Raw genomic sequence first — 22,963 nt, 5'->3', positions numbered from 1 at the left:
TTGTCTCTATACTAATAGCCGTATAAGACATATCTATCCCCTACGCGTCATCAAAAAAAATTAAAATATTTTCTGGAGTGGGAAATTTTGGTTCAACCCAAGAGGTCAAATATGAACAGAAACACAGCGGAAATGGTAAACTCCTGTATATTGGCACGCAATATTTTTATTGCCTTAGTGATCTGGTTCTCTACGGTTTTGGTAGATATCTGTAGTTTTTTGGCGATCTCCTGATTGGAATAATGCTCCATCCGGCTGAGCCTGAAGACTAACCTGCACCTTTCCGGCAATTGATTGATTGCTTCTTCTAGCGTCTTACTCAGTTCTTCAAAAGCAATGAAGTCAAGCGTAGAATTGTCGGTTTCCGATGCTGTTTTCTTGATTGCCTCTACATATTTGTCTTTGACTGCCTGTGCACGGATATGGTCAAGCAGCGTATACTTTAAGGCTGTAAAGATATAAGCCGCAAAGCTGGATTTGATATTGAGCTGCGTTCTTCTTCTCCAGAGATTGGCAAAAACCTCCTGAGTAAGTTCTTTGGCGGTCTCCAGGGAACCAGTACGATGATAAGCATGGGTTAACATTTTCTCCCAATACCTATTATAAAGCATTTCAAATGCATCTTCATCTCCTTGCCGCAGAAGCTGTATAAGAAGGTTCTCATCAAAATTTTCCTTATCAGGCATTGGAATAAAGTAAGTAGGCAGTATTCGTTTTGGCTATCTAATTTTGAACATTATTTCATAATATTCAAAAAATCACAAAACAATATCAATCAAAAACATTTTTTTTACCATGCTTACTTTACTCCAATGCGCGTATGATAAGGCTTTGAACGCTTGCGCTTATTCGTTATTCCGAACCGCGATAGTCCAGAGGAGGTTCTCTGTCGCCTACCAATGATTCATATTCAAAATCCTCTCCCTGTCGGTTGGTCAATTCATTATCAGCTTTGTTAATAATGTCAGGATTAGTGTAAATATCGTAAGCAGTCAGGGCAAGAGTTTTGGCAGCCACGATAAGCCCTTTGGTTCCTATGCTGGTGCCACCTGCCGCAGTAGACTGCCAGCTATGGCCGGGGGTGCCGGGAACAAAACAGGCCGTTCGCAAACCGGCGGTAGGTACTACCCAGCTAATATCCCCAACATCGGTAGAGCCTCCCCTTCCTCTTTCTATCACCTCAAAGGGTTCTACTTCTTCAGCTTTGGACAAAGGCACTGGCTCATCCAGCGAAGTTTGTAATTTCTCAGCAAAGGCTTTTTCTTCCTCCGAATACTGCACACCTCCCACTGCTCTCAGATTCTTATCCATCAGCGTAGAGAGTGTTTCGTTGGGCAGCACATTATAAATTCCATGGATAATCTCATAATCCATTTCGGTACCGGTTCCCAGGGCTGCGCCTTCGGCAGCTTTCACCACCCGTTCAAAAATTTCTTTAACTCGCCTTACTTCGGGGTGACGGACATAGTAATATACTTCAGCAAAGGCAGGTACAACATTAGGCGCTTCTCCACCGCTGGTAATCACATAATGGATACGTGTTTCCATAGGCACATGCTCCCGTAAAAGATTAACCATATCATTCATGGCTTCTACTCCATCCAATGCTGAGCGTGCTTTGTCAGGAGAAGACGCGGCATGGGCGGCAATGCCATGAAAACGAAATTTGGCAGATTTGTTGGCCAGCGAGGAAGTTGCTACCGCTGAATTGCTGCTGCCCGGATGCCAATGCAAGACGGCATCCACGTCATCAAAAAGTCCGGCTCTCACCATATATACTTTACCGGCGCCTCCCTCTTCAGCGGGAGTACCGTAGAAGCGAATCGTACCTTGCGTTCCTGAAGCCTTAAGCCATTCTTTGATGGCAACAGCAGCCGCTGCAGAACCCGAACCAAAAAGGTTATGCCCACAACCGTGTCCGGCTCCGCCTTCTACCATCACTTCTCGCTCCGGTACAGCAGCCTGTGACAAACCCGGCAGCGCATCATATTCTCCCAGAATGGCAATAATCGGTTCTCCGCTACCATAACTTGCAGTAAAAGCGGTAGGAATATCAGCTACGCCACTGTTGATCTCAAAACCTTCTTCCTGCAAATGCTCCATCAATAGGGCCGAGCTTTTCTCTTCCTGGTATCCCACTTCTGCATATTCCCAGATTTTGCGGGCAATTACTCCGTAGGTTTCCTGCTGCTCATCAATATATTCAAGCATCATTTGTGGGTCAGTTTGCTTTTGCGCAAAAGCAGAAACGCAAATGCATAACAGGCTAAATAACAATAATGACTTTTTCATAATATATAGGTTAGCGTGTCTCTCAAACAGCTTTGTAATAAAGACATATATAACATCTTCAATTTTAAAACTAAATTTTACAAAAATAAATTATCAAAAAATTAAATGTAAATACACGCTCAATTTTCGTTATTTTCTTCCTCAAAGAAAGCGGACTTGGTAAATCCTCATTATATTTACGGCTTCTACTCACTATACAACTGATTGAAAAAAGAGGCTAACAACTCTTTTTTATAGAATGATAATTTAGCTTATGATGAAAACATTACTATCTAGCCTATTGTGCCTGAGCCTGTTTTTTGGAATTAATCCAGCCTATACACAAAGCGAGCAGGCAAACAGTAATTCGGCCTATTTTTCGGCCATGAAATTCAGAAATGTAGGCCCTACCCGAGGAGGGAGGGTAACCGCAGTGGCTGGAGTTGCTTCCAAGCCTGGCACGTTCTACATGGGCAGCACCGGAGGAGGCGTCTGGAAAACTGAGGATTATGGTATCACCTATGAAAATCTTTCCGATGGTTACTTTGCCTCGCCCTCTATCGGTGCTATCAGCGTTTATCAGAATAACCCTGACATTATTTATGTAGGCACCGGTTCGGATGGTTTACGATCCAATATTATTTCCGGTAAAGGCATGTATAAATCCACCGATGCTGGCAAAAGCTGGGATTTCTTAGGCCTGGAAGATGCTGGCCTGATTGGGGCCGTGGAAATCCACCCTCAGCATCCCGATACCGCGTTTGTAGCAGCCATCGGTCAGCCTTTCCAGCCCAATGAGCAAAGAGGGGTTTTCCGTACCTATGATGGTGGCAAAAGCTGGGAAAAAGTGTTTTACCACTCAGATACCGTTGGAGCAGTAGATCTGGAGTTTGCTCCTGATAATCCCCAAACTATTTATGCGGCACTTTGGCGTGCCGAGCGCAAGCCCTGGACCATCATCAGCGGAGGCGCTAATGAATCTGGTGGTATCTATAAATCCACAGATGGAGGTGATAGCTGGAGCAGACTGGAAAATGGTCTTCCTCAGGGGCTGATCGGTAAAATTGACCTGGCCGTATCTCCGGCAGACCCCAACCGCCTCTACGCGCTGGTAGAAGCTCCTCTCGTGGATACCCCCGGAGCATCCACTCCGGGAAAAGGTGGAGGGCTCTACCGCTCCGATGACCGAGGCGAAACTTTTGAATTTATCAGCAACCACGATGGACTGCTGGATCGCCCTTTTTACTATTGTAATATAGCGGCTAACCCACTGGATGCTGATGTACTCTTTGCCATGGCTACCCAATTCTTTAAATCTACTGATGGAGGAAAAAGTTGGAAAACCATGAGCACTCCGCATGGAGACAACCACGACATCTGGATCAATCCTAATGATACTTCCCTGTTTATTCAAGCCAATGACGGAGGCGTAAATGTGACTACTAACGGTGGCAAGACCTGGTCTACCCAGAGCAATCAGCCCACTGCTGAGCTTTACCAGATTGAAGTAGATGACCAGCATCCCTATTGGGTATATGCCGGTCAGCAGGATAATACGACCATTGCAGTTCCCAGTCTTCCTCCTTATGATGCACCTGCCGGAGGCCCGGGTTTCTGGCTGGCTGTAGGCGGCTGCGAAACCGGGCCAGCGGTGCCTAAACCTGGTAACCCCAATATTGTGTATTCCAATTGTAAAGGACGCTTCGGCGTATTTGACAAACGTACCGGACAAGAGCAGCAGTATTATGTTGGTGCGGCTTATATCTATGGACATAATCCTGAAAATCTGGAATACCGTTTCCAACGGGTATCACCCATTCATGTTTCTCCTCATAACCCTGATGTCGTCTACCATGGCTCACAGTACGTGCATAAAACCACAGATGATGGTAAAACCTGGGAGAGAATTTCTCCTGACCTGACAGCCAACGATCCTGCCACGCAAGTAATTTCCGGTTCTCCTATTACCCGTGACGTAACCGGGGAGGAATACTACAGTACGATTTATTCAATCCGGGAATCTCCTTTAGAAGAGGGCGTAATCTGGGTAGGCGCTAATGATGGTCCTGTTCATGTGACCAAAGACGGCGGTAAAACTTGGGAAAATGTAACGCCTAATGACTTACCGGATGGTGGCCGGGTAGATAGCGTTGAACCCTCTCCGCATCAGCCGGGTAAAGCTTACTTTTCGGTACTGCTCTACCAATTGGGTGACTGGAAACCTTACATCTATAAAACAGAAGATTATGGTGCAAGCTGGACCTTGCTTACCGATGGTACCAACGGTATTCCGGCAGATTATCCCACACGAGTAGTACGTGAAGACCCTGTGAAAGAAGGTTTACTGTATGCAGGTACTGAATATGGACTGTTTGTATCTCTGAACGATGGAGAGAGCTGGCAGCCATTTCAACAAAACCTGCCGATTACGCCGGTCACTGACATCAAAGTTTTCCGTAACGACCTGCTCCTTTCCACCATGGGCCGTTCTTTCTGGATACTGGATAATATTACGCCTTTACATCAACTAGCGAATGCCAAAGAAGCAGCCAGCGCTTACCTTTATCAACCGGAAGATGCCTACCGCTATCGCTACAGAGATACGGACAAAGATGAAATTCCTTACTATCCTGAGCCTTCGGTTATCATTGATTACTTTTTGAAGAATAGCTCTGAGGGAGAAGTGAAACTGGATATTCTGAATGCCAAGCAGCAGTTGATACGCTCATTTAGTAGCAGTGATACGCAGGATACCACTCAGGAAGAAATGGTAGATATGGCTACCGGTTTCTACAAAGGAGAAACTTCAGACGCACTGAAAAGCTCGGCAGGCTCACATCGCTTCCGCTGGAATATGCAGTATCCCGGCCCCTGGGATCAGAATCCTAAGCGAAGCTATCAGAGAGGACCTATGGTAAGCCCCGGCACCTATACCGCTCGTCTGACAGTGGATGGAAAAACCTATACGCAAAGCTTTGAAGTGCTGGCCGACCCTCGCCTGAAGTATCAGAATGTGAGCGAAGAAGATATTAATGCGCAAATTCAACTGGTGATGAACATCATCGGGCTGGAAGACAGCACCAAGCTAACCGCCGCCAAGATCAAAGAAAGAAGAGAAGAACTGGCAAAACTGATGGAAGAAAATGGTGCAAGCAATAAATACAAGAAGGAAGATCAGAAGTTGGCCCAGATTCAGGATCAGTTGGTTACTTCAGAAGGTATTTACATGCGTCCGATGCTGATTGATCAGCTAAGCTACCTCCGCTCCATGCTGGAGCAGGCCGACCAGCGACCCGGCAGTGATGCCTATCAACGGTATGAAGAGCTAAAAGCCCAATGGAACGACCTTCAGGATGAACTCAATAGTTTTGAGCTGGAAGGCTTACCGCGGAGTAGCGATGACTAGTGAGGTAAAACCTCATCCATCCGAAATGAAATGTTTATTCAAACGGGCGCTTAAGTTTAAGCGCCCGTTTTTTTTATTCACATTATTTTTCCAAGAAAATCATGCTTCTTTCATGATTTCCGAAAAAATGCGGTAAGAGTTGAGCCTGTCTTCATGATGGTAGATATGAGAAGCCACCATCAGTTCATTGACGCCTGTCTCCTGTAAAAAAGCTTCTGTTTTTTGTCTCACCGTTTCCCTGCTACCGATAAAAGCGTATTTGAGCATGCGCTGAAATGCTGGATGCTGCATTAGCTCTCTGATCTCAGCATTCATCTCAGTGGGAGGCTGCATATAATCCAGATTGTTGGTCAGCACCCCAAGCATCATTCTGACCAGTGAGGTAGACATCTTTTCCGCTTCCTGATCGGTTTCTGCGGCGATCACATTGATACAGGCAATAGCATAAGGCTCCTTAAGATGTTCGGAAGGCTGAAACTCATTATGGTAAATGTGCAGAGCTTCAAACAAATGGGTAGGCGCAAAATGGCTGGCAAAAGCGTAAGGAAGTCCCTTTTTGGCAGCCAGATGTGCACTGTCGGTACTAGAACCCAGAATGTAAATAGGCACTTCAACTCCTTCTGCTACCGTAGCCCTTACCTGATGATCAGCATTATCTTCTGAGAAATACTGCTGAATCTCATCCACTTCTTCAGGAAACTGGTACACCGCCCGCATCCTGTCAGAGCGGATAGCCTGGGCGGTCACCTGATCGGTTCCTGGCGCTCTTCCTAATCCCAGGTCAATACGACCGGGATACAATGAGCCTAAAGTACCAAACTGCTCAGATACTATCAGAGGTGAATGATTGGGTAGCATAATGCCACCCGAGCCTACTCTGATTTTCTCTGTCCCTCCGGCAATATGCCCGATCAACACCGCAGTGGCGGAACTGGCAATGCTGATCATATTGTGGTGTTCGGCGAGCCAGAAGCGGGTATAGCCCATGGCTTCGGCTTTTTGTGCCAGGTCCAGGCTATTTTTGAATACTTCAGCCGGACTGAAACCTGCCCCAACTGAAGCCAGCTCCAATATGGAATAAGGTATATTTTTATGATTCGTTGACATCTCAATAATTTATATCTTTTGTACTAAATGTTGTAACACATATACAGACTCTCTATCGTATCTTTCCGCCAGAGGTTTTGATATGTGAACAATTTACTGACGGCAAACTATCATGTTTTCCAGGAATGCTCACCTGAGAATAATAGTTTTCACCTTATTAAGTTGTACGCATAACATATCATAACGTCCAATCATTTCTGTTTTCCGGATTCTTAGCGTAAATTCACTCCTACAAGTTCAGCTAAGCCAAATGCTGTTCATTTGAGTAGCATAGCATAAGTAACTCTATATTTCTATGCTGTAAAAATCTAATATTTAGCATTTTAGGCCACCCTGGCAGGGTTTGGTAAATAAAAGCACTGGTGCTTATTTTTAAATCAATGATGAAGAACCCCGACTTAAAGAAACTTCCCCAAAACATAAGCTGTGTCATATTTGATTGTGATGGCGTACTGGTAGACAGTGAAATACTGGCCTCTCAAGCTTCACTACGCATGCTTAAACCTTATGGTATCAGCATGACACCCCAGGAATACGCGCACTTGTATGCTGGTAAAAAAGAAGAAGACATACTCGCCAGTGTCCAGAAAGATTTTAACATCAGCCTGCCCGACGACTTTCTCTCAAAAGTACGATTGGAAATAGAGCATAGCTTAGACCATGATTTGCAGGCAATAGCCGGAGTTGTAGAAACCATTTCTCCCCTGCCTGTTACCAAAGCAGTGGTCTCCAACAGCCGCCTGGTGAGAGTAATTTCTTCCCTGAAGGTAGCCGGACTCACTGAGCTTTTTGGAAAAAAACTGTTTGCTGCGGAAATGGTAGCACGTCCTAAACCGGCACCGGATGTGTACTTGTTTGCCGCGCAAGAGTTAGGCGTTAAACCTTCAGAATGTCTGGTGGTAGAAGACAGCCAGAGTGGTGTTACTGCCGCGCATAGTGCGGGTATGCATGTGATCGGTTTTCTGGGCGCTAGCCACATTCCTGATGGACATGAAAAAACTGTAAGGGAGGTCGGTGCTTTCACTGTGGCTTCCAGTATGGAAGAATTGGCGCAACTCTTCACCGAAGTCTTTGATGATTATAGCCTACAATAGCCTTAGCAGAGTTTATCTTTTATTCAATGGTTTCAAATCCAATGTCGTCCAGGATGATTACACCATAATTATTTTGGTCAAATACAAACTCAATTTGTCTCAGTTGCTGGAGGTCGAAGGAGGAATCGTTTTGCTGGAATTTTGAAAGCGGTAGATGGAAAGTTTCGGGCTGCACTTCCCATTCATCTCCAATCATGTCTTTGCTCAGCGAAGCGGTTTTCATAAACCTGGTTTTCAGCATGGGGGCTATCTTTTTTTCATCGCTAAGCTGCATACTTGCGGTTTTGCCATCCCGGTCGGAAAGTACAATGCTAAAGTTAAGCGTCGGTTCTTCTCTTTCATCGGAAGAATTTTGCTCTTTATCCTGTTGTTTTAACTCCCGATAATCTCCTGCAGCCAGGGTAACTAGCATACTTCCACTGCTATCTATCTGCACACCCAGGCTATCTTTCAGCACAATCTCATAGCTAGCCAGAGCATCAGGCTGCATCTCTTTTCCATAGTCCCAACCCAAAACAACAGCATTATTTTGCTGGCTTTCCCCATCACGGGTACTCAGGTTTTCTTCTCTCCAGATGACTGTATTTTCTGCCTTAAGCTCGGCAAATTCCGAAGCTGTTGTAATATCCATGTCATCTTCAAAATCTACCAGCGTTTGGGTATGCTGGTCATAGAAATGTGTAAGATAATATTCCTGAGGAAGCCAGTCTCTTGCTAGAACTGCATTTTTGAAGAGGGGCAGGTAGCTTTTATCATCATGCAAGGCTGCTTCGGTAAAAGCACTGATAAAGACCTTTGCCGCCTCTCGTTGCTCTTCTCCGCTAAGCATAGGCTCAGTATTTAACAACCATTTTGCAGGAGCGCCAAAATCCGCTCTACCCCAGCTGGCATTAAACTGCCCGTGATTGGCCTGATGCAGATATACGCCTGCTTTAAAATAATTACTACTGTCAGCAAAAGCCAGGCGCCGATAAGTACGCATACCCCAGAAGCTTATCTCATCTGAATCATACGAGCCTTGTAAGGATAAATAGTTAACATTCTCAAGGTCTATTTGCCGGTGGTAACGGTAATCCGTAGGAGCAATAGACACCACGCCTTTTATGTTGTAATTAAAATTGAATTCCTCATCGGCATTATCCGGGAAGTACAGCAGTTCGTTGAAAACTGCTGCAATACATACCGCCTCCCCTCCACGAGAGTGGCCTACCAGCATGATATTATCCATATCCACTTTTCCGGAAAGCTCATGCTCAGGGCTATTATTCCATTTTTTCCACTGCTCCAGATGCTTCAGTAACAGCCATGCCCGTGCAGGCATCTCCTTGCCTCTAAAATCACCTGACCAATGGGCATTGATGAAATTCTCATCTACCGAAACAGTAATGAAACCCCGACTGGCCAGTAATTCTCCCAAATAAGCGTATCCACCGTCCGAATAATCTATCATACTATGGTTGCCATGTACGATCAGCACCAGGGGAAAAGGCCCTTCACCTTCCGGCAGGTAGACGCGGCCATTTAAAGGAAATTCAGTAACGCCAAATCCCCAGTAGCGTTCCCTCCATTTTTTCTTGTCACCCTTCCATTCGGGAAGCAGCAAACTGGCATCTACCGCTGGGGTTTTGAACCTGACCGCCTCAGCGTACTCTTCTCTTTTTTGATCATTGCCGCTACCGTAGGTAAATGTCTGCACTTCATAATCACCTTGAGAAGCAGGGTTTTCCAGTCCCTGCTCAGACAATGTACTTACCTTTGCGTTTTCAAAAGGCGGAGGCAGCGTTTCCGTATAGGGATCATAACCTTCCTGCAACAGCCAGTAGATGCCAACTCCCACACATAACACAACAGTCGCTATTCCTACCCAGGCCGGTATGGCTTTTTGGTTTACCGACAGCTTTCTGATGCTATAGTAGCCAATGATGGCGCATACAATGCCCAGCAGCGACGCGATAAAAAAAACCTGATCGGGCCAACGAAAAGCATAGGTTTTTACTAGAATAAGTGCTGCTACTGTGCTCAAAACAGCCGCCATCAAACTCATGGAAATCTGCCTCAAAGCTTTCCCTGAATATATAATAATGTAGTAAAGTGAGAGATTTGCCAGCAGGCCAATTACTGCGCCAATCAGCATCATCAGCAGAGGATGCAGACTTGTCTGAAAATGATAACCGGCAATGCCAAATACAAAAACGCTAAAGATCAGTAGGGCAGGGAAAGGAGTAGCTGTCAGGGACTTTCTGTCCATTGTGAGTTTTTATTGAGATGGTGATAATACTTTTATGCAATCAATAGCTTACAGTATCAAATTACCTGAAAAAGAAAATGACTGCCTCTGGTTCTTAATGAAAACTCCACTTTGAAATCACCTAACGGACCAGGCAATGCTATTGGGAGCGACAAACTTAATATGTAAACATAATATTGCAATAATTATTCTAGTCAAAATTTTTGCGATATATTGTAAATTTATACCACATATAATTTTAAAATCACACATAGCTTATTTCATTTGCATACTACAACTATCAGGTAATGAACTGATAATCAAAACTACTGATCAGAAGCATTCACTCATACTTATGGAAGCCTGAGCAAGCGTTTACTCAAGCTATGTAAACCGAATTTTCTTTATATTCCCGCTTTTTGAAACTTAACCAAATACGCTATACATGAAATTTGTTTTCTACCTGACCACTGCCTTTTACCTTCTCATTGCCTCAATATTTTATTCCTGCACAACCAATAGTCAGGGAGAAGAGGCCGAATCAGCAAGTCAGCAGGAAGAGTTGCCCAGAGTGGCCATTGCCGGGCTGGGCATAGAGTCCAGTACATTTTCACCCGCACTTACCGAAGAAGAGGCTTTTCATGCCAGGTATGGTGAGGAAGTTTTTGACCGCTATCCCTTTTTATCAGAAGACAATTCGCACCGGAACAGGGCGGAATGGTTTCCCACCGTAGTGGGCAAGTCTATACCTGGTGGAGCAGTGACTCGCGAAACCTATGAGTCGTTGGTTACACAGACCCTGGAAAGACTGGAGGAAAATCTGCCTTATGACGGCCTGTTTCTGGATATACACGGAGCGATGAGCGTAGTTGGCCTGGATGATCCGGAAGGAGATTATATCAAAAGGATTCGTGATGTGGTAGGCACAGAAACCCTCATTTCTACCTCCATGGACCTGCATGGAAATGTTTCCTTACGACTGGCGCAACATAGCGACCTGATTACCTGCTACCGCATGGCGCCTCACGAGGATGCGCTGGAATCCAAAGAGAGAGCGCTGGACAATCTGCTCACCCGACTGGAAAATGGCAAAGGTAAACCTGCTTACAAAGCCTGGATACGCGTGCCTATCCTACTGCCAGGAGAAAAGACCAGTACTAGAATAGAGCCGGGCAAAAGTTTGTATGCTCAAGTTGACCCCCTAACCCAGCAGGAAGGCGTGATTGACGCTGCCATCTGGATGGGGTATCCCTGGGCGGATGAACCACGTAACCACGGGGTTGTAATGGTAACCGGTGATGATCAGGAGAAAGTGACCAGTGCCGCTGAAAAGCTGGCCCAAAGCTTCTGGGAAGTCCGCAATGAGTTTGAGTTTGTAGCCCCCACGGCTACTCTGCACGAAGCCCTTGACAAGGCCGTAGTCAGTGACAAGCAGCCGTTTATGATCAGTGATTCGGGAGATAATCCGACTGCCGGAGGGGCCGGGGATGTTACCTGGACATTGAAAGAGATTCTGGACCGCCCTGAATTTAAATCTGAGGATGGTCCCTCTCTGATTTATGCGTCTATTCCCGGACCTGAGTTTGTGGAAAAAGCAGTGGAAGTCGGTGTGGGTGGAAAGATAGACGCACTTGCCGGTGCCAATGTGGACGACCGCTTTGCCCCTCCGGTACGTCTTGCCGGCACCATAGAAGCGATTGAACATGGCGATAGAGATGCCGAAACCGAAGTAGTAGTGAAGGTGGGCAGCGCTCATGTCATTGTTACCAAAAAGCGTAAGCCTTACCATCACGAAAGCGACTTTACCAATCTGGGGCTGAACCCCAAAGAGACCGATATCGTGGTCGTAAAGATTGGTTATCTGGTACCGGAGCTTTATGATATGCGTGCCGACTGGTTGCTGGCACTTACCCCTGGCGGAGTAGATCAGGACCTGGAACGTCTGGACTACAAAAGGCTGCAAAGGCCTATCTTCCCTTTGGATAAAGATATGGAAGATCCCGACCTGGAGGCCAAACTGATTCCTGCTTCGGATGAGATTTGACAGGAAGCTGATTTCAATTGTTTAAAAAAAAGGTAAGGCGAGTATGATACTCGCCTTACCTTTTTTTTGCCCAAGCTCTGCCTGATGAATCGGGCAAATGAATATAAATATCTTCTATTGTTCTACCGTAACGCCCAACTCCTGTAATACCATATCTGAAAAGCTATTATCCTGCACATCAGGATAAAGCGCAATCAAATTACCGGAGATTGACTTTGAGAAAACATGGGTATAGCCATTGGCCTCTGCTACCTTTTCAATCGCATCCATCACCTTATCGCGTACCGGTCCTAACAGTTCAGTGTATCTTTGCTGTAGTTTTTGCTGAGCCTCCTGCTGTTTTTGCTGAATTTGCTGTTGAAGCGCCTGTAACTCCTGCTCTTTTGCTGCTTTAGCTTCTTCTGTCATGGTGCCTGCGCTACTCTCATACGCCTGAACGTCTTGCTGAAATTGCTGCGTCATCGTCTGCATCTCGGAAGTGAGCTGCGTCTCAAACTCACGCAACTGCGTATCAACAGTCTGTGTTTCAGGAAGTTGATTGAGAATATAGTTTACCTCTGCAAACCCTATTTTTGTCTGAGCAAATACGCTAGTGCTTGCAAAAACTAACAGCAAGCCAAGCATTGTTTTCTTCATCATCATTGTTGTGTAGTTTAATATCTCGGTAAGATAAATATTTTCATACTATTATCGTGAAAAAGAGAGAGAAACCTCCATAGGTAATCAGCTTTAACCCTTAGAACGAAAGCGCTAATCGCAAATTGCCTACCCCTTCTCATCAGTTTGATGGATAGTATTTGATATCTCCTGAGACTAAATACGCAGCCTGTACAGAGATAAGTGTAGCATTTGAGCTGAATATGCGCATTTATGATGAGCCTATTCGCCTTTGATATAGCTTTTAATCTCTTGTTTCTCTACCCAGAATGATTGTATATTTCCTATAATGCAGGTTCAGGGTGAGTCCGTAGATCTTTCGTTGATCCTTCGTTTTTTCTCCATCATACCTCAGTCTCTGGTTTTTGTACTTATTTGAGATCAAAGGCAATCGCCCCTATCCTAATTTACCTACATAACAGTGGTAAGCCAGGCGGCTATGCTGACTGTAAGGTTATTCCAATTTATCAGTAAAATCAAAGCGTATTGCCCAAAGCGTAACTCCTCAGCGTTCCTGACTATATATTCTGGACACGAATTAATTTTTCTTCCTCCTGTACTATGTTCAGCGGATTTTTCAAGGCTCTGCCCATGCCTTTCCAATGTACTTCCATCAGGTCGTGCTGTTCCAGTTGAATCTGCTCTCCGAAGCTGAAGGCATCGGCACCAAAGAAATGTACATGCGCCTGAAAGGGCTGTCTGTGTCCCGGATATTTGAAATGATGGTACTCCAGATTGGCCAGGCTATGAGCCATATGCTTCTCTCCGGTGTTAATTTCTTTGCTCCAGATAAGCTTCTCTTCTCTGTAAATATTCACAGTGCCGACAATATCCTGAAAGTCCTGATCTATCACCAGTTCGGGACCGATCGCACACTGCCGCAGCTTGGAAGGCGCCAGATAGAGATAATTCTTTTTCTCCATCTTATGGTCGGAGAACTCATTGGCAGTGCAGTAGCCCACCCTGCGGGGATTACCCTGCTCATCCACCACATAGATACCGGCTACCTCCGGTTCTTCTCCCCCATCATCGCCAAAAGAAGGTACTTCCAGCGGCTCGCCATGCGCACGCAGTATATCGCCCTGTCCTTTGTAGAACCACTCCGGTTGCACACCTATGTTGCCCTCAGCCGGCCTACCACCCTCCAAGCCCCACTGGTACATCTGCATACTATCCGTAAGGGCATTCTGCTCGGCCTGATGCATGCTCTGCCGGTTGAGGGCACTGCTTTTATGGGTCAGCCCGGTACCTGCCACGATGCAGGCGGCAGGATTGTCAGGGTGATCAAAGGCCGGTAAAAGCTTCCAGTCAGATTTGCCCTGATAGATCGCATCATAATCAAGTGTCTCTTTGCTCAGGCTGGCCTCTATGGAGTGCTGCATAGTATTTCCTGCTTTTATCGCTTTTTGTGCCAGTTCGTATACCGAAGGGAGATGGTTTAGCAGTACCAACTGAGGTTCTTTTACCAAAGCTACTCTCCTGCCCTGCTGAGGATGCTGTATCTGGACCAGGTGTGTCATATTCGTCATGGTTTGATTGGCTAGTGTTTATTTGCTAAGGTGCTGTCTCATAAGTTCTTCAAGTATCATTTTGAGCTTAGTTAAGTATGAAGACTTATTTACATTACACTAAAAACTGGTTTCAGTCTTCAAGACTGAAATCATGAATGAGGACAAAGTCTGAGACTTTGCTTCATTTGTCCACTTCAGTTAGAAACTGAAGCGAGTAACTGTTAGCTACTTATGTTATGATTTCAAAATTCTCCAGGCCTTCCGTTTTCAAAGTCAATCCCATACCGGATTTGTGATCGTCCAGTTGAAGCTGACCGTTTTCTGCTACGGCTTCACCCTCAAAGATATACCAGAAAAGCTCATTGCCTACTTCAACCGGTGTTTTAGGAAAGTACTCAGCCATCGGGCTGGCAAATGAACTCATCACCACATGCAGGTTGTGCATCTGCCCTCCGTGGGGGATCACTTCTACGCCGTATACCTCTGCCATATGACAAATTCTGTGGGCTTCGGTAAAGCCACCCACCCGGTTGGTATCAAACTGTATGATGTCCAGGGCGTTGGCCTGCAACAACTCATGAAAGCCATAGCGGCCAAACTCATGTTCTCCTCCGGAGATGGGAATATCGGTTGTCTGCTTCAGTTTGGCAAAGTTGGACACTTCGTCGGGCAGCAGCAGTTCCTCCACCCAGCGGAGGTTGTAGGGTTCCAGGGCTTTCAAGAATCGCTTAGCATAAGCGAAGTTGAAGCCCATGTAGGCATCCAGCATCACATCAACTTCATCCCCCACCGTGTCCCTCACTACCTTTACCATCTCCACATTCCTTTTCATACCCGCCATACCTTCTGTCATCGGATAACCGCAGCGAAGCTTCATGGCTTTGAAGCCCTGCTTCTTGTAGGTGTCGGCCTCCTGCTGCAACTCATCCAGCTTACGGGCATACAGCCTGCTATAATAAGCTGGTATAGAGGCTTTGGTTCTGCCACCCATCAGCATAAATACAGGTTGCTTCAACTGCTGGCCTTTCAGGTCCCAGAGGGCGATATCCAGAGCGCTAATGGCGGCCAGCACTGCCCCTTTTCGTCCGTAAGCGATGCTGGAGCGGTACATTTTCTCGTAGAGATATTCGGTGTTCAGGGGGTTCTCTCCGACTAAGAGCGGGGCTAATCTGCTGTCAATAATGTTTTTGGTGAGGTCGGGAGCAAGACCGGCATTGCCGATACCTGTCAGGCCATTGTCGGTTTCTATTTCCACCACCAGCCAGCTGAAAAAGCGGAAAGGTGCCTGGGAGTCCTGTCCGGCCGGAGGCTGAAAAGTTAATGCGCTTAAGGGTGTGGCAAAGATGGTGTCGGAGGTTTTGACCTCTCCTTTCCATCGGTATACTTTGCTGGTGACTTTGTTAATCTTCATGGTTCAGGTTGTATGCTTAGTTTTATGTGTGATAGGCTGTATATAAGATAAAGCTTCACGCTTCTAAAATACAAGTTATTATTTTTTGATTGCCAGACCAAAAGAGGTATAATACTGCTACTATAAAGCTCATAAGTTGAGTGACAATTGTGGAAGCGAGTATATATTTCAATTAAGATAGCCCTTTTCTTTACATCTTTAGGTAAAAAGCTACTTACACTATCGTTATGAAAAGACGAAAATTTATTGAAAAGACATTATTCACCCTAACCCCATTAGCTATAGCATCCGGCACATTGTCAGCCAGAAATTGGCAATGGTTCCCTAAAAAAAAGATTACCACCATCACCTATAACGTATATGCCTTTCAGGGCTATCCCAAGACAGATGATACTCAGTTTATTTTGAAAGATGTGCGCGCTCAAATGCCCGAAAGGATAGCATTAGAGTTAGCCTTATATCGCCCCGATATCATCACTTTTCAGGAAGCGCCTGCTGAAAGTGAGGTGAGCAAAGTGGCCCAAAAACTAGACATGCACTACACTTATTTTCCCGGCGGATTTCCGGGGGCCTTGCTGACTAAATTTGACATTGTCTCCACCCAAAACTGCCCTTTGGTGGAAAGGAAAGAAGCCGGAGCTCTTTTTTCCCGGCATTGGGGCAAGGCACTGCTCAAAACTGATGATGAAGAACTGATGATCTATAGCGCCCATTTGCATCCCAGTGATGATGCCATTCGTGAGCAGGAGGTAAAAGAAGTGCTGAAAGTAATTGACGCCGATGCACAAGAAAAGCGCAACTTTATCTTCCAGGGGGATCTCAATCATGAGCCAATACAAAATGAATATACGCGATGGCAAGAAGCAGGCCTCAAAGACTGTTATATGGCTAAAGGAGTAGAACAACAGAATACCATTAAGAGCACTGTCCCCAACCGGACGGTAGACTACATTTGGGTAAATGAGTCGTTGGGTAAAAGGCTGTTGCGCTGTAAAGTTTTGTATGAAGGCAACTTTCGCACTAACCTCCTGGATGAGCGCTCTTTTGCTTTAAGTGACCATTTGCCTGTCATGGCAGAATTCAAATAATCCACGAAGCATCTGAGGTAATAGGTAGCGTATGCATAGAATGTATTGTTTTTGGATTGGAACCCCCTGCCTAAAATGTTGTGAGCTACCCACTTTTAAGCCTTTTTTATTTCCTTTTTTCCTGCCATTACACAGGTAACATCTCCCTACTTTTGAATCTTTTATTAAGCTTTGGAAGCATATTTTTACTTTTTTATATCATTCCACTATTACTCTTTCACTTATGATCTCCGCCTCACGGCCCCGAAATGAAAAAAAAAGGTTAGCCGCATTGGCGCGCTATAATATCCTTGACAGTGCTTTTGAAAAAGATTATGACGAATTAGCCCTATTAGCCTCCCAGATTTGCGATACGCCTGTCTCTCTGGTCTCTTTTGTAGACCACGAGCGACAATGGTTTAAAGCAAAAGTTGGCATGGAATGTCGGGAAATGCCTCGGGAAATCGCCTTCTGTGCCCATACCATCCATGATGAAGAAATCATGGAGATTCCTAACACCTTAGAAGACGAACGCTTCCATGACAATCCTCTGGTAAGCGCTCAAAATGGTTTTCGCTTTTATGCCGGCATTACACTTCGGACTCCTGATGGTTACAATCTTGGTACTTTGTGTGTTCTGGACCAGCGACCACGTGCCCTTACGGAGCAACAAAGGTTCGCACTAAGAACCTTGGGCAAGCAGGTCATCAAGCAGATGGAACTGTCCTTGAAAATAAAAGAAATGGAAGAGGCGAATGCACAGTTGGAGAAGCAACGTAAGCGCATCATGGATAGCATAAATTATGGACAAAGGATACAGCAGGCCATGTTGCCTACCCAACAGTATATCCACACCTATCTGCCCAACAGTTTTACTCTGCTTATGCCCAAAGAAGTACTGAGCGGTGATTTTTACTACTGTGTAAAGCTGGAAGATAATTTATTTCTGGCCGCAGTGGACTGTACCGGACATGGCGTACCAGGCGCATTTATGAGTGCTATCGGACACGAGTTGCTTAACGAAATCATCCTCCAGAGAAATATTCTGGAACCCGCATACATCCTTAATGAACTGCATGAACGCATTGTCTATGCGCTGCGTCAGGAGGAAGGAGACAACCGTGATGGTATGGAGATAGTCTTATGCCGTATCAACCTTCAATCCCATGAGCTTGTCTTCTCCGGAGCTGGCAGACCTCTATACAGTGTTAAAGAGCAGCAACTGGAAACGCTTGAAGGTTACAAACATGGTGTAGGGGGTACTTTTAAGGTGGGTAGGCACAGAGCGTATGTTCAACATAAGCTTTCAATGGAAAAAGACACCTCTTATTATCTTCTGTCTGACGGGTTGCAGGATCAGTTTGGAGGCATAGGTTCTTCAAAGTTTGGCAAAAAAGAGCTTAGATCTCTACTTGTCCGCACCAATCAGTTACCCATTCGGGAGCAAGGCAGGGCACTGGAAGAAGTGGTTCGCTCCTGGACAGGCAGCCAGGATCAGATAGATGATATCATGGTGCTGGGCTTTCAACTTTAAGGAAGCAAATATTTTATATTGCAGCAGGTGAGAAGTATATGATGTCACTCCCCTATATTCTCACCTGCACTGAGCTTTATTTCCTCATACATTCAGTACCACTTAAGATGCCTGCCTTCTTCAAAGCTATCACTTAACCTTCCCGATATACCTTCAGAAAAGAGCATTTACCCACTGAAAATAATTGCTGCAAACCCAAAACTTAATCTGAGATTTCCCGCTTATATTAAGTATTTACTTTATAGGCCTTCAATTTTTTTAGCCATATGAAATTATTCACCTGTAAGCAATGTGGGCAGTTGTTGTATTTTGAAAATACTCACTGTGAGAGCTGCGGAAGCACCCTTGGTTTTCTGGCAGAGGACATGGAACTGCACACCTTACCCGCTAAGCCCGGCAGTATTTTTAGCTTACCCGGAAAGTCTGGACAGTATCGCTACTGCGAGAATATGCAGCATCAGGCTTGCAACTGGTTGGTTCCTGCCAATCAGGACGATCCTTTTTGCGAAGCATGCAGCTTAAACCATACGATACCTAATTTACAGGAAGCTAATCATAAACAGCTCTGGCAAAAGATGGAACTGGCAAAGCATCGTCTGATTTACACCTTATTGTGCTTGAATCTTCCCCTGGTCAGTAAGGCCCAACAGTCTGAAACCGGCTTAGCCTTTGACTTTAAAGCAGATCGGCGAGAGGCAGTACTCACCGGACATGATCAGGGATTAATTACGCTCAACATTGCTGAAGCCGATGATGCTGAGCGTGCCAAGAGGCGTGAGGAAATGGGAGAGCCTTACCGTACTTTGCTGGGACATTTCAGGCATGAGGTAGGACATTATTATTGGGACCGGCTTATTGCTAACACTCATTTTCTATCGGATTTTCGCAGAATGTTTGGAGATGAACGCCAGAACTATGGGGATGCACTCAAAAGGCATTACCAGCAAGGGCCTCCTGCAAACTGGAAAGAAAATTACATCAGCGAGTACGCCACGGCCCACCCCTGGGAAGACTGGGCAGAAACCTGGGCGCACTATCTCCATTTATTGGACACTCTGGAAACCGCTCATGCTTTTGGCTTACAGGTTTCCCCTCAGGCGGCCGAACAAGATGATAGCATGGATGCCAACATGAATATTAATCCCTACACGCTGACAAACTTTGACGATATCATCAATTTATGGTTGCCGCTCACTTTTGCGATGAACAGCATTAACCGGAGTATGGGGCAAGCGGATATGTACCCTTTTGTGATTCCGCCCCCTGTGATTGAAAAGCTGCGCTTTGTACATCAGGTGTGTCAAGGAAAGCATTAAGTCATTATTGTAAAGAAGAAGGGATAAGCAAGTGAAAGCCAGGGAGTAAAATGAAGCTTAGTTTTAATTTCTTTTATGAATCAATACTTTTTATTTTTGATAAATATTATCCCGGCATACAATGCTTATTGTCAGAGTGTTTGTTTTCGCTAGCTTATGCCTGGGCATTTGGGCATCCTGCAGTTCATTGAGTCAGTCAGAGCCACAGCAGGTATCGGTAGACGAAGAATTTATCTTTAGCGAAGCTATAGCGCCAGAAGTATTCAGAGAAGCCTGGAAGGATGACACTCTGTCTCAACTGGTCGCCTACGACTCACTTTCTCTCAAAGACCTCCCTATCAGTGAAGAGAATAAGTCTTTCCTGAGCCGGGCAGGTTTACCCAATAGCTGTGCTCCGTTTTTGGGCTTCAATGAAAAACTGTACACCGAAAACTTAAGAACTATTAAGGAGGTGCTTACCCTAGAAAATGATGATTTTATTCACCATTATGTCATTGGTTCAGGAGAAATAGGAATCATCTATATTGATAGTGACGATAGTGACAAAATTAAGATGATTGATATCGCTTATGCCCACAGGATAGATGACAACAACACTTCTCCTGTTCACCCGGATTATGTACCGCAGCGTTTTATGAATAGTTCTGTAGGTCACCTGGCACATTGTCTGTTAGTTTACCGCCAGTATGTTGACCAGATAAGAGCAGCAAGAAACAATCAGTCTTTCTTAGACATTGAACCTACTGCCCGGGAGTTGGATGATTTGCGCCAAAAATTACTAAAAGCTGACCCTAACTGCCTGTCAGAAAAATCTTTCTGGGCCTTTGAAACAAGATCAAAGGTCATAGATATCAAAGGCCCCAGTAGTGTAAAATTACCTTAAATACACTATAAATTAAGTTTTTGTGGTATTAGTCATCCCGTTAGGGATCTTTACCATGTAGCTGATCGTATGCGTGGTAAAGATTTCTACGCTGCGCTACGAAATGACAGCTTCAAGAAAATGTTGCACAACTTAGTTTACAGTGTATTAAATAGTTGAGCATAAATAATAAGGCATTTCTTTGCTGTAAAAGGTTGGTATATAGCATTTTAGTTTTGGAGTAAAAAAGCACAGACGCTTAAATTTTTATTCCCCGGGACGATAAGTTTGCTCTGCTCTGGCTTCTACATCTTCACGATAATAGGCCACATCTTTGAATTTGCCGTCTACATACATCTCTACCTGATCGTCAAAGTGCGGAGAATCGGGATCACCGCTTTGCCCTCCGGCCAGTAGGCTTTTGGCTTTCACTTTATCACCAAACTCCACTACGGCCACAAAGCTGTTGCCTGACGTACCGTACATCCTTTTGGTACCCGGATAAGTACGCGCTCCGAAGGAAGCCAATGCTCCCCATCGGGAAGAAGCCATAGGTACACCTACACTAGGCTCATCATCATTAAAGGGCTGCCTGATATCGCCATTCAGCCGCTGGTAACGGTTGATCTCCAGCCATTCGGTTTGCCACTGCCCGAAGTCTTCCTCCAGGCTTTGCTTTGCCTCAGCAAAAATCTGCAATCGCTCCTCATATGGTGATTCTTCCCCGTAATAGCTCACTCTTTCCATATAATTCAAATCTTCGGGCGCAGTGGATGCCTCCAGATAGTGCTGCCCATAGTACACCGCCAGCGACATGGCTACTGAATTTCCGGAAACGCTATAGTTCCAATTTCTAAGGGTATCAATTGCTGCACTTAGCTCAGGCATATCCTGACCTGCCTCATCATAAGCTTTGATCAGTCCGGGAATCAATGCTTCAAAAGCGGTTAAATAAGGATCATAAGCCACCTTGGTAAGTTTGTCCAGCGTAAAATCTTTTTGACCGGTCAAAACCCTTACTGCCTGTATGCCACGGAAATTCTCGTCATCGGGAGCCAGGTAAGCGGGAAAGTCTTCGGGCTTAGGGCTGAACTCTGCCGCTGCGGTAAAAGGCGTGGAATTACAGTTCTGTATCCAGCCATTTTGCGGATTCAATATGGTAAGTTGTTCGCTGAGCGGATGAGGTTCCTGCCAGTCGGTAGCCGGATTACTGCCATCTACCGGCTCAGCATAGTTGAAGCTGGTGTCTCTTTTGGGTACAAAATTGCCGTGATAGTAAGCGATATTGCCTTCGGCATCGGCATAGACCGTATTGTTGGAAGAGTTGGTACTGATGGCCATCATCTTATGAAAGGAATTATAGCCAGTGGTTTTGGTACGGGTGTAGGACTGGGTCAGGGCTTCTACTGGTTTCCACATGATGCTGGTGGCTACCCAATGCTCGCCCTGCTTCCTGACGATAGGTCCATGATGGGTATGGTACATCGGGAAAGTCTTGCTTTTCACCTCTTCTCCCTCTTTATAAGCAAGCGTTACTTCCGATACTTCTACCGGCCGCATTTCATCTCCATACTGATACTTTAGCTGCCCATCTTCTTCCACCACAGTTTCCAGAAACTCATCTATACAATCGGTGCGGGTAGAAGTATGCATCCAGCCGGTCTTATCGTTGAAGCCCTGATAGACAAAAAACTGTCCCCAGGTAACTGCTCCATAAGCATTAAGTCCTTCTTCACTCACCATATGCGTCTCTCCTCTGAAGAAAAAAGAAGTATGCGGATTAATCAGCAGCATAGCATTGCCTGATTCGGTCAGTTCCGGGGCAATGGCAAAACCATTGGAACCCTGAGGCTCCTCAAAAGGGTCGGGATACACCAGGCCATCACCAAACTCATTCAGCGCAAGCGATTGGTCTTTTTCATAAAATGCCTGCAGTCTTTTGGTAGAAACTCTTTCAATATCTCCTCCAATGGAACCTTCGCTGAAGTACATGGGCATCCAGGGCTCAAAGCGGGTGATCAGCTTAGGCTGTACTTCAGGATGCGTATGCAGATAATAGTTGACACCATCGGCGAAGGCATCACAAAGTTTTTTGAGCCACTCAGGGCTTGCCTCGTAGTAAGCTTTGGCTTCCTCTTCAGTCATGTAGAGCCGGGCCCGCAGATCATTGTACAGTAATTCCTCCCCTTCTACTTCCGCCAGTCGTCCGATAGCTGTGATGTAGTTCATCTCCACCCGGTTAAAATCATCTTCGCACTGGGCGTAAATCATCCCAAAAACCGCATCAGCATCTGTTTTGCCATAGACATGAGGTATCCCATAGTCATCGCGTATGATGGTAATATTCTCAGCCTGCGCTTCCCAGACTTTTATTCTTGAATCTTCCTGATTAGGTTTACATGATATTACAAAAGAAATAAATAGCAGTAGGAAATAGTAGTTTTTCATAGTTAGGC

Annotated in this window: 15 protein-coding genes; 7 read left to right on the top strand and 8 right to left on the bottom strand. The window is 45.4% G+C overall.

Annotation, left to right across the window (positions count from 1 at the left end):
• Nucleotides 1-92: 92 nt before the first annotated feature.
• Nucleotides 93-686 (bottom strand): RNA polymerase sigma factor, encoded by a 594-nt coding sequence (locus WJR50_RS15660; protein WP_341294247.1) that lies wholly within the window; start codon nucleotides 684-686, stop codon nucleotides 93-95.
• Nucleotides 687-852: 166 nt separating this feature from the next.
• Nucleotides 853-2,292, bottom strand: coding sequence for a M20 family metallopeptidase (locus WJR50_RS15655; protein WP_341294246.1), 1,440 nt, complete (start codon nucleotides 2,290-2,292; stop codon nucleotides 853-855).
• A gap of 253 nt (nucleotides 2,293-2,545) precedes the next feature.
• Between WJR50_RS15655 and WJR50_RS15650 the strand changes: the two genes are divergently transcribed.
• The gene (locus WJR50_RS15650; protein ID WP_341294245.1) at nucleotides 2,546-5,677 is read left to right on the top strand and encodes a WD40/YVTN/BNR-like repeat-containing protein; all 3,132 of its coding nucleotides are present in this window, start codon (nucleotides 2,546-2,548) and stop codon (nucleotides 5,675-5,677) included.
• Nucleotides 5,678-5,776: 99 nt separating this feature from the next.
• On the opposite strand, the gene WJR50_RS15645 is transcribed toward WJR50_RS15650, so the two are convergent.
• Nucleotides 5,777-6,784 carry an LLM class flavin-dependent oxidoreductase gene (locus WJR50_RS15645; protein ID WP_341294244.1) on the bottom strand — a complete coding sequence of 336 codons (1,008 nt, stop codon included), beginning with the start codon at nucleotides 6,782-6,784 and terminating at the stop codon, nucleotides 5,777-5,779.
• A gap of 380 nt (nucleotides 6,785-7,164) precedes the next feature.
• Here WJR50_RS15645 and WJR50_RS15640 point away from each other — a divergent pair, with 380 nt between their 5' ends.
• Nucleotides 7,165-7,878 carry an HAD family hydrolase gene (locus tag WJR50_RS15640; RefSeq protein ID WP_341294243.1) on the top strand — a complete coding sequence of 238 codons (714 nt, stop codon included), beginning with the start codon at nucleotides 7,165-7,167 and terminating at the stop codon, nucleotides 7,876-7,878.
• Between the two features lie 19 nt (nucleotides 7,879-7,897).
• On the opposite strand, the gene WJR50_RS15635 is transcribed toward WJR50_RS15640, so the two are convergent.
• Entirely contained in the window at nucleotides 7,898-10,126 is a 2,229-nt protein-coding gene (locus tag WJR50_RS15635; protein ID WP_341294242.1) for a hypothetical protein, read from the bottom strand.
• Between the two features lie 424 nt (nucleotides 10,127-10,550).
• Here WJR50_RS15635 and WJR50_RS15630 point away from each other — a divergent pair, with 424 nt between their 5' ends.
• Complete coding sequence (locus tag WJR50_RS15630; RefSeq protein WP_341294241.1) at nucleotides 10,551-12,149, top strand: M81 family metallopeptidase; 1,599 nt, start codon at nucleotides 10,551-10,553, stop codon at nucleotides 12,147-12,149.
• 114 nt (nucleotides 12,150-12,263) lie between these two features.
• Here WJR50_RS15630 and WJR50_RS15625 read toward each other — a convergent pair whose 3' ends face one another.
• From WJR50_RS15625 to WJR50_RS15615, 3 genes are all read right to left on the bottom strand, one after another.
• Nucleotides 12,264-12,791 (bottom strand): OmpH/Skp family outer membrane protein, encoded by a 528-nt coding sequence (locus WJR50_RS15625; RefSeq protein WP_341294240.1) that lies wholly within the window; start codon nucleotides 12,789-12,791, stop codon nucleotides 12,264-12,266.
• Between the two features lie 533 nt (nucleotides 12,792-13,324).
• Complete coding sequence (gene araD1 / locus WJR50_RS15620; protein WP_341294239.1) at nucleotides 13,325-14,326, bottom strand: AraD1 family protein; 1,002 nt, start codon at nucleotides 14,324-14,326, stop codon at nucleotides 13,325-13,327.
• 220 nt (nucleotides 14,327-14,546) lie between these two features.
• A complete protein-coding gene (locus tag WJR50_RS15615; protein WP_341294238.1) occupies nucleotides 14,547-15,728 on the bottom strand; it encodes an enolase C-terminal domain-like protein in 1,182 nt (393 codons plus the stop codon).
• A gap of 227 nt (nucleotides 15,729-15,955) precedes the next feature.
• Here WJR50_RS15615 and WJR50_RS15610 point away from each other — a divergent pair, with 227 nt between their 5' ends.
• The 4 genes from WJR50_RS15610 to WJR50_RS15595 all read left to right on the top strand — a co-directional run bounded on the left by WJR50_RS15610 (nucleotide 15,956) and on the right by WJR50_RS15595 (nucleotide 20,528).
• Nucleotides 15,956-16,816 carry an endonuclease/exonuclease/phosphatase family protein gene (locus tag WJR50_RS15610; protein ID WP_341294237.1) on the top strand — a complete coding sequence of 287 codons (861 nt, stop codon included), beginning with the start codon at nucleotides 15,956-15,958 and terminating at the stop codon, nucleotides 16,814-16,816.
• 223 nt (nucleotides 16,817-17,039) lie between these two features.
• Nucleotides 17,040-18,329: a PP2C family protein-serine/threonine phosphatase gene (locus WJR50_RS15605; protein WP_341294236.1), complete on the top strand. Its 1,290-nt coding sequence runs from the start codon at nucleotides 17,040-17,042 to the stop codon at nucleotides 18,327-18,329.
• 266 nt (nucleotides 18,330-18,595) lie between these two features.
• A complete protein-coding gene (locus WJR50_RS15600) occupies nucleotides 18,596-19,645 on the top strand; it encodes a zinc-binding metallopeptidase family protein (RefSeq protein ID WP_341294235.1) in 1,050 nt (349 codons plus the stop codon).
• Nucleotides 19,646-19,766: 121 nt separating this feature from the next.
• Nucleotides 19,767-20,528, top strand: coding sequence for an SUKH-4 family immunity protein (locus tag WJR50_RS15595; RefSeq protein ID WP_341294234.1), 762 nt, complete (start codon nucleotides 19,767-19,769; stop codon nucleotides 20,526-20,528).
• Nucleotides 20,529-20,774: 246 nt separating this feature from the next.
• Here the strand turns inward: WJR50_RS15595 and WJR50_RS15590 are convergent, their stop codons facing one another.
• Nucleotides 20,775-22,955, bottom strand: a complete 2,181-nt coding sequence (locus tag WJR50_RS15590) for an acylase (RefSeq protein ID WP_341294233.1) — start codon at nucleotides 22,953-22,955, stop codon at nucleotides 20,775-20,777.
• Nucleotides 22,956-22,963 lie beyond the last annotated feature (8 nt).

The sequence above is a fragment of the Catalinimonas locisalis genome, from assembly GCF_038039535.1.
Classification (GTDB): Bacteria; Bacteroidota; Bacteroidia; order Cytophagales; family Cyclobacteriaceae; genus Catalinimonas.
Note: the sequence above shows the minus strand (reverse complement) of the source record. Positions and strands in the feature narration are given on the sequence as shown.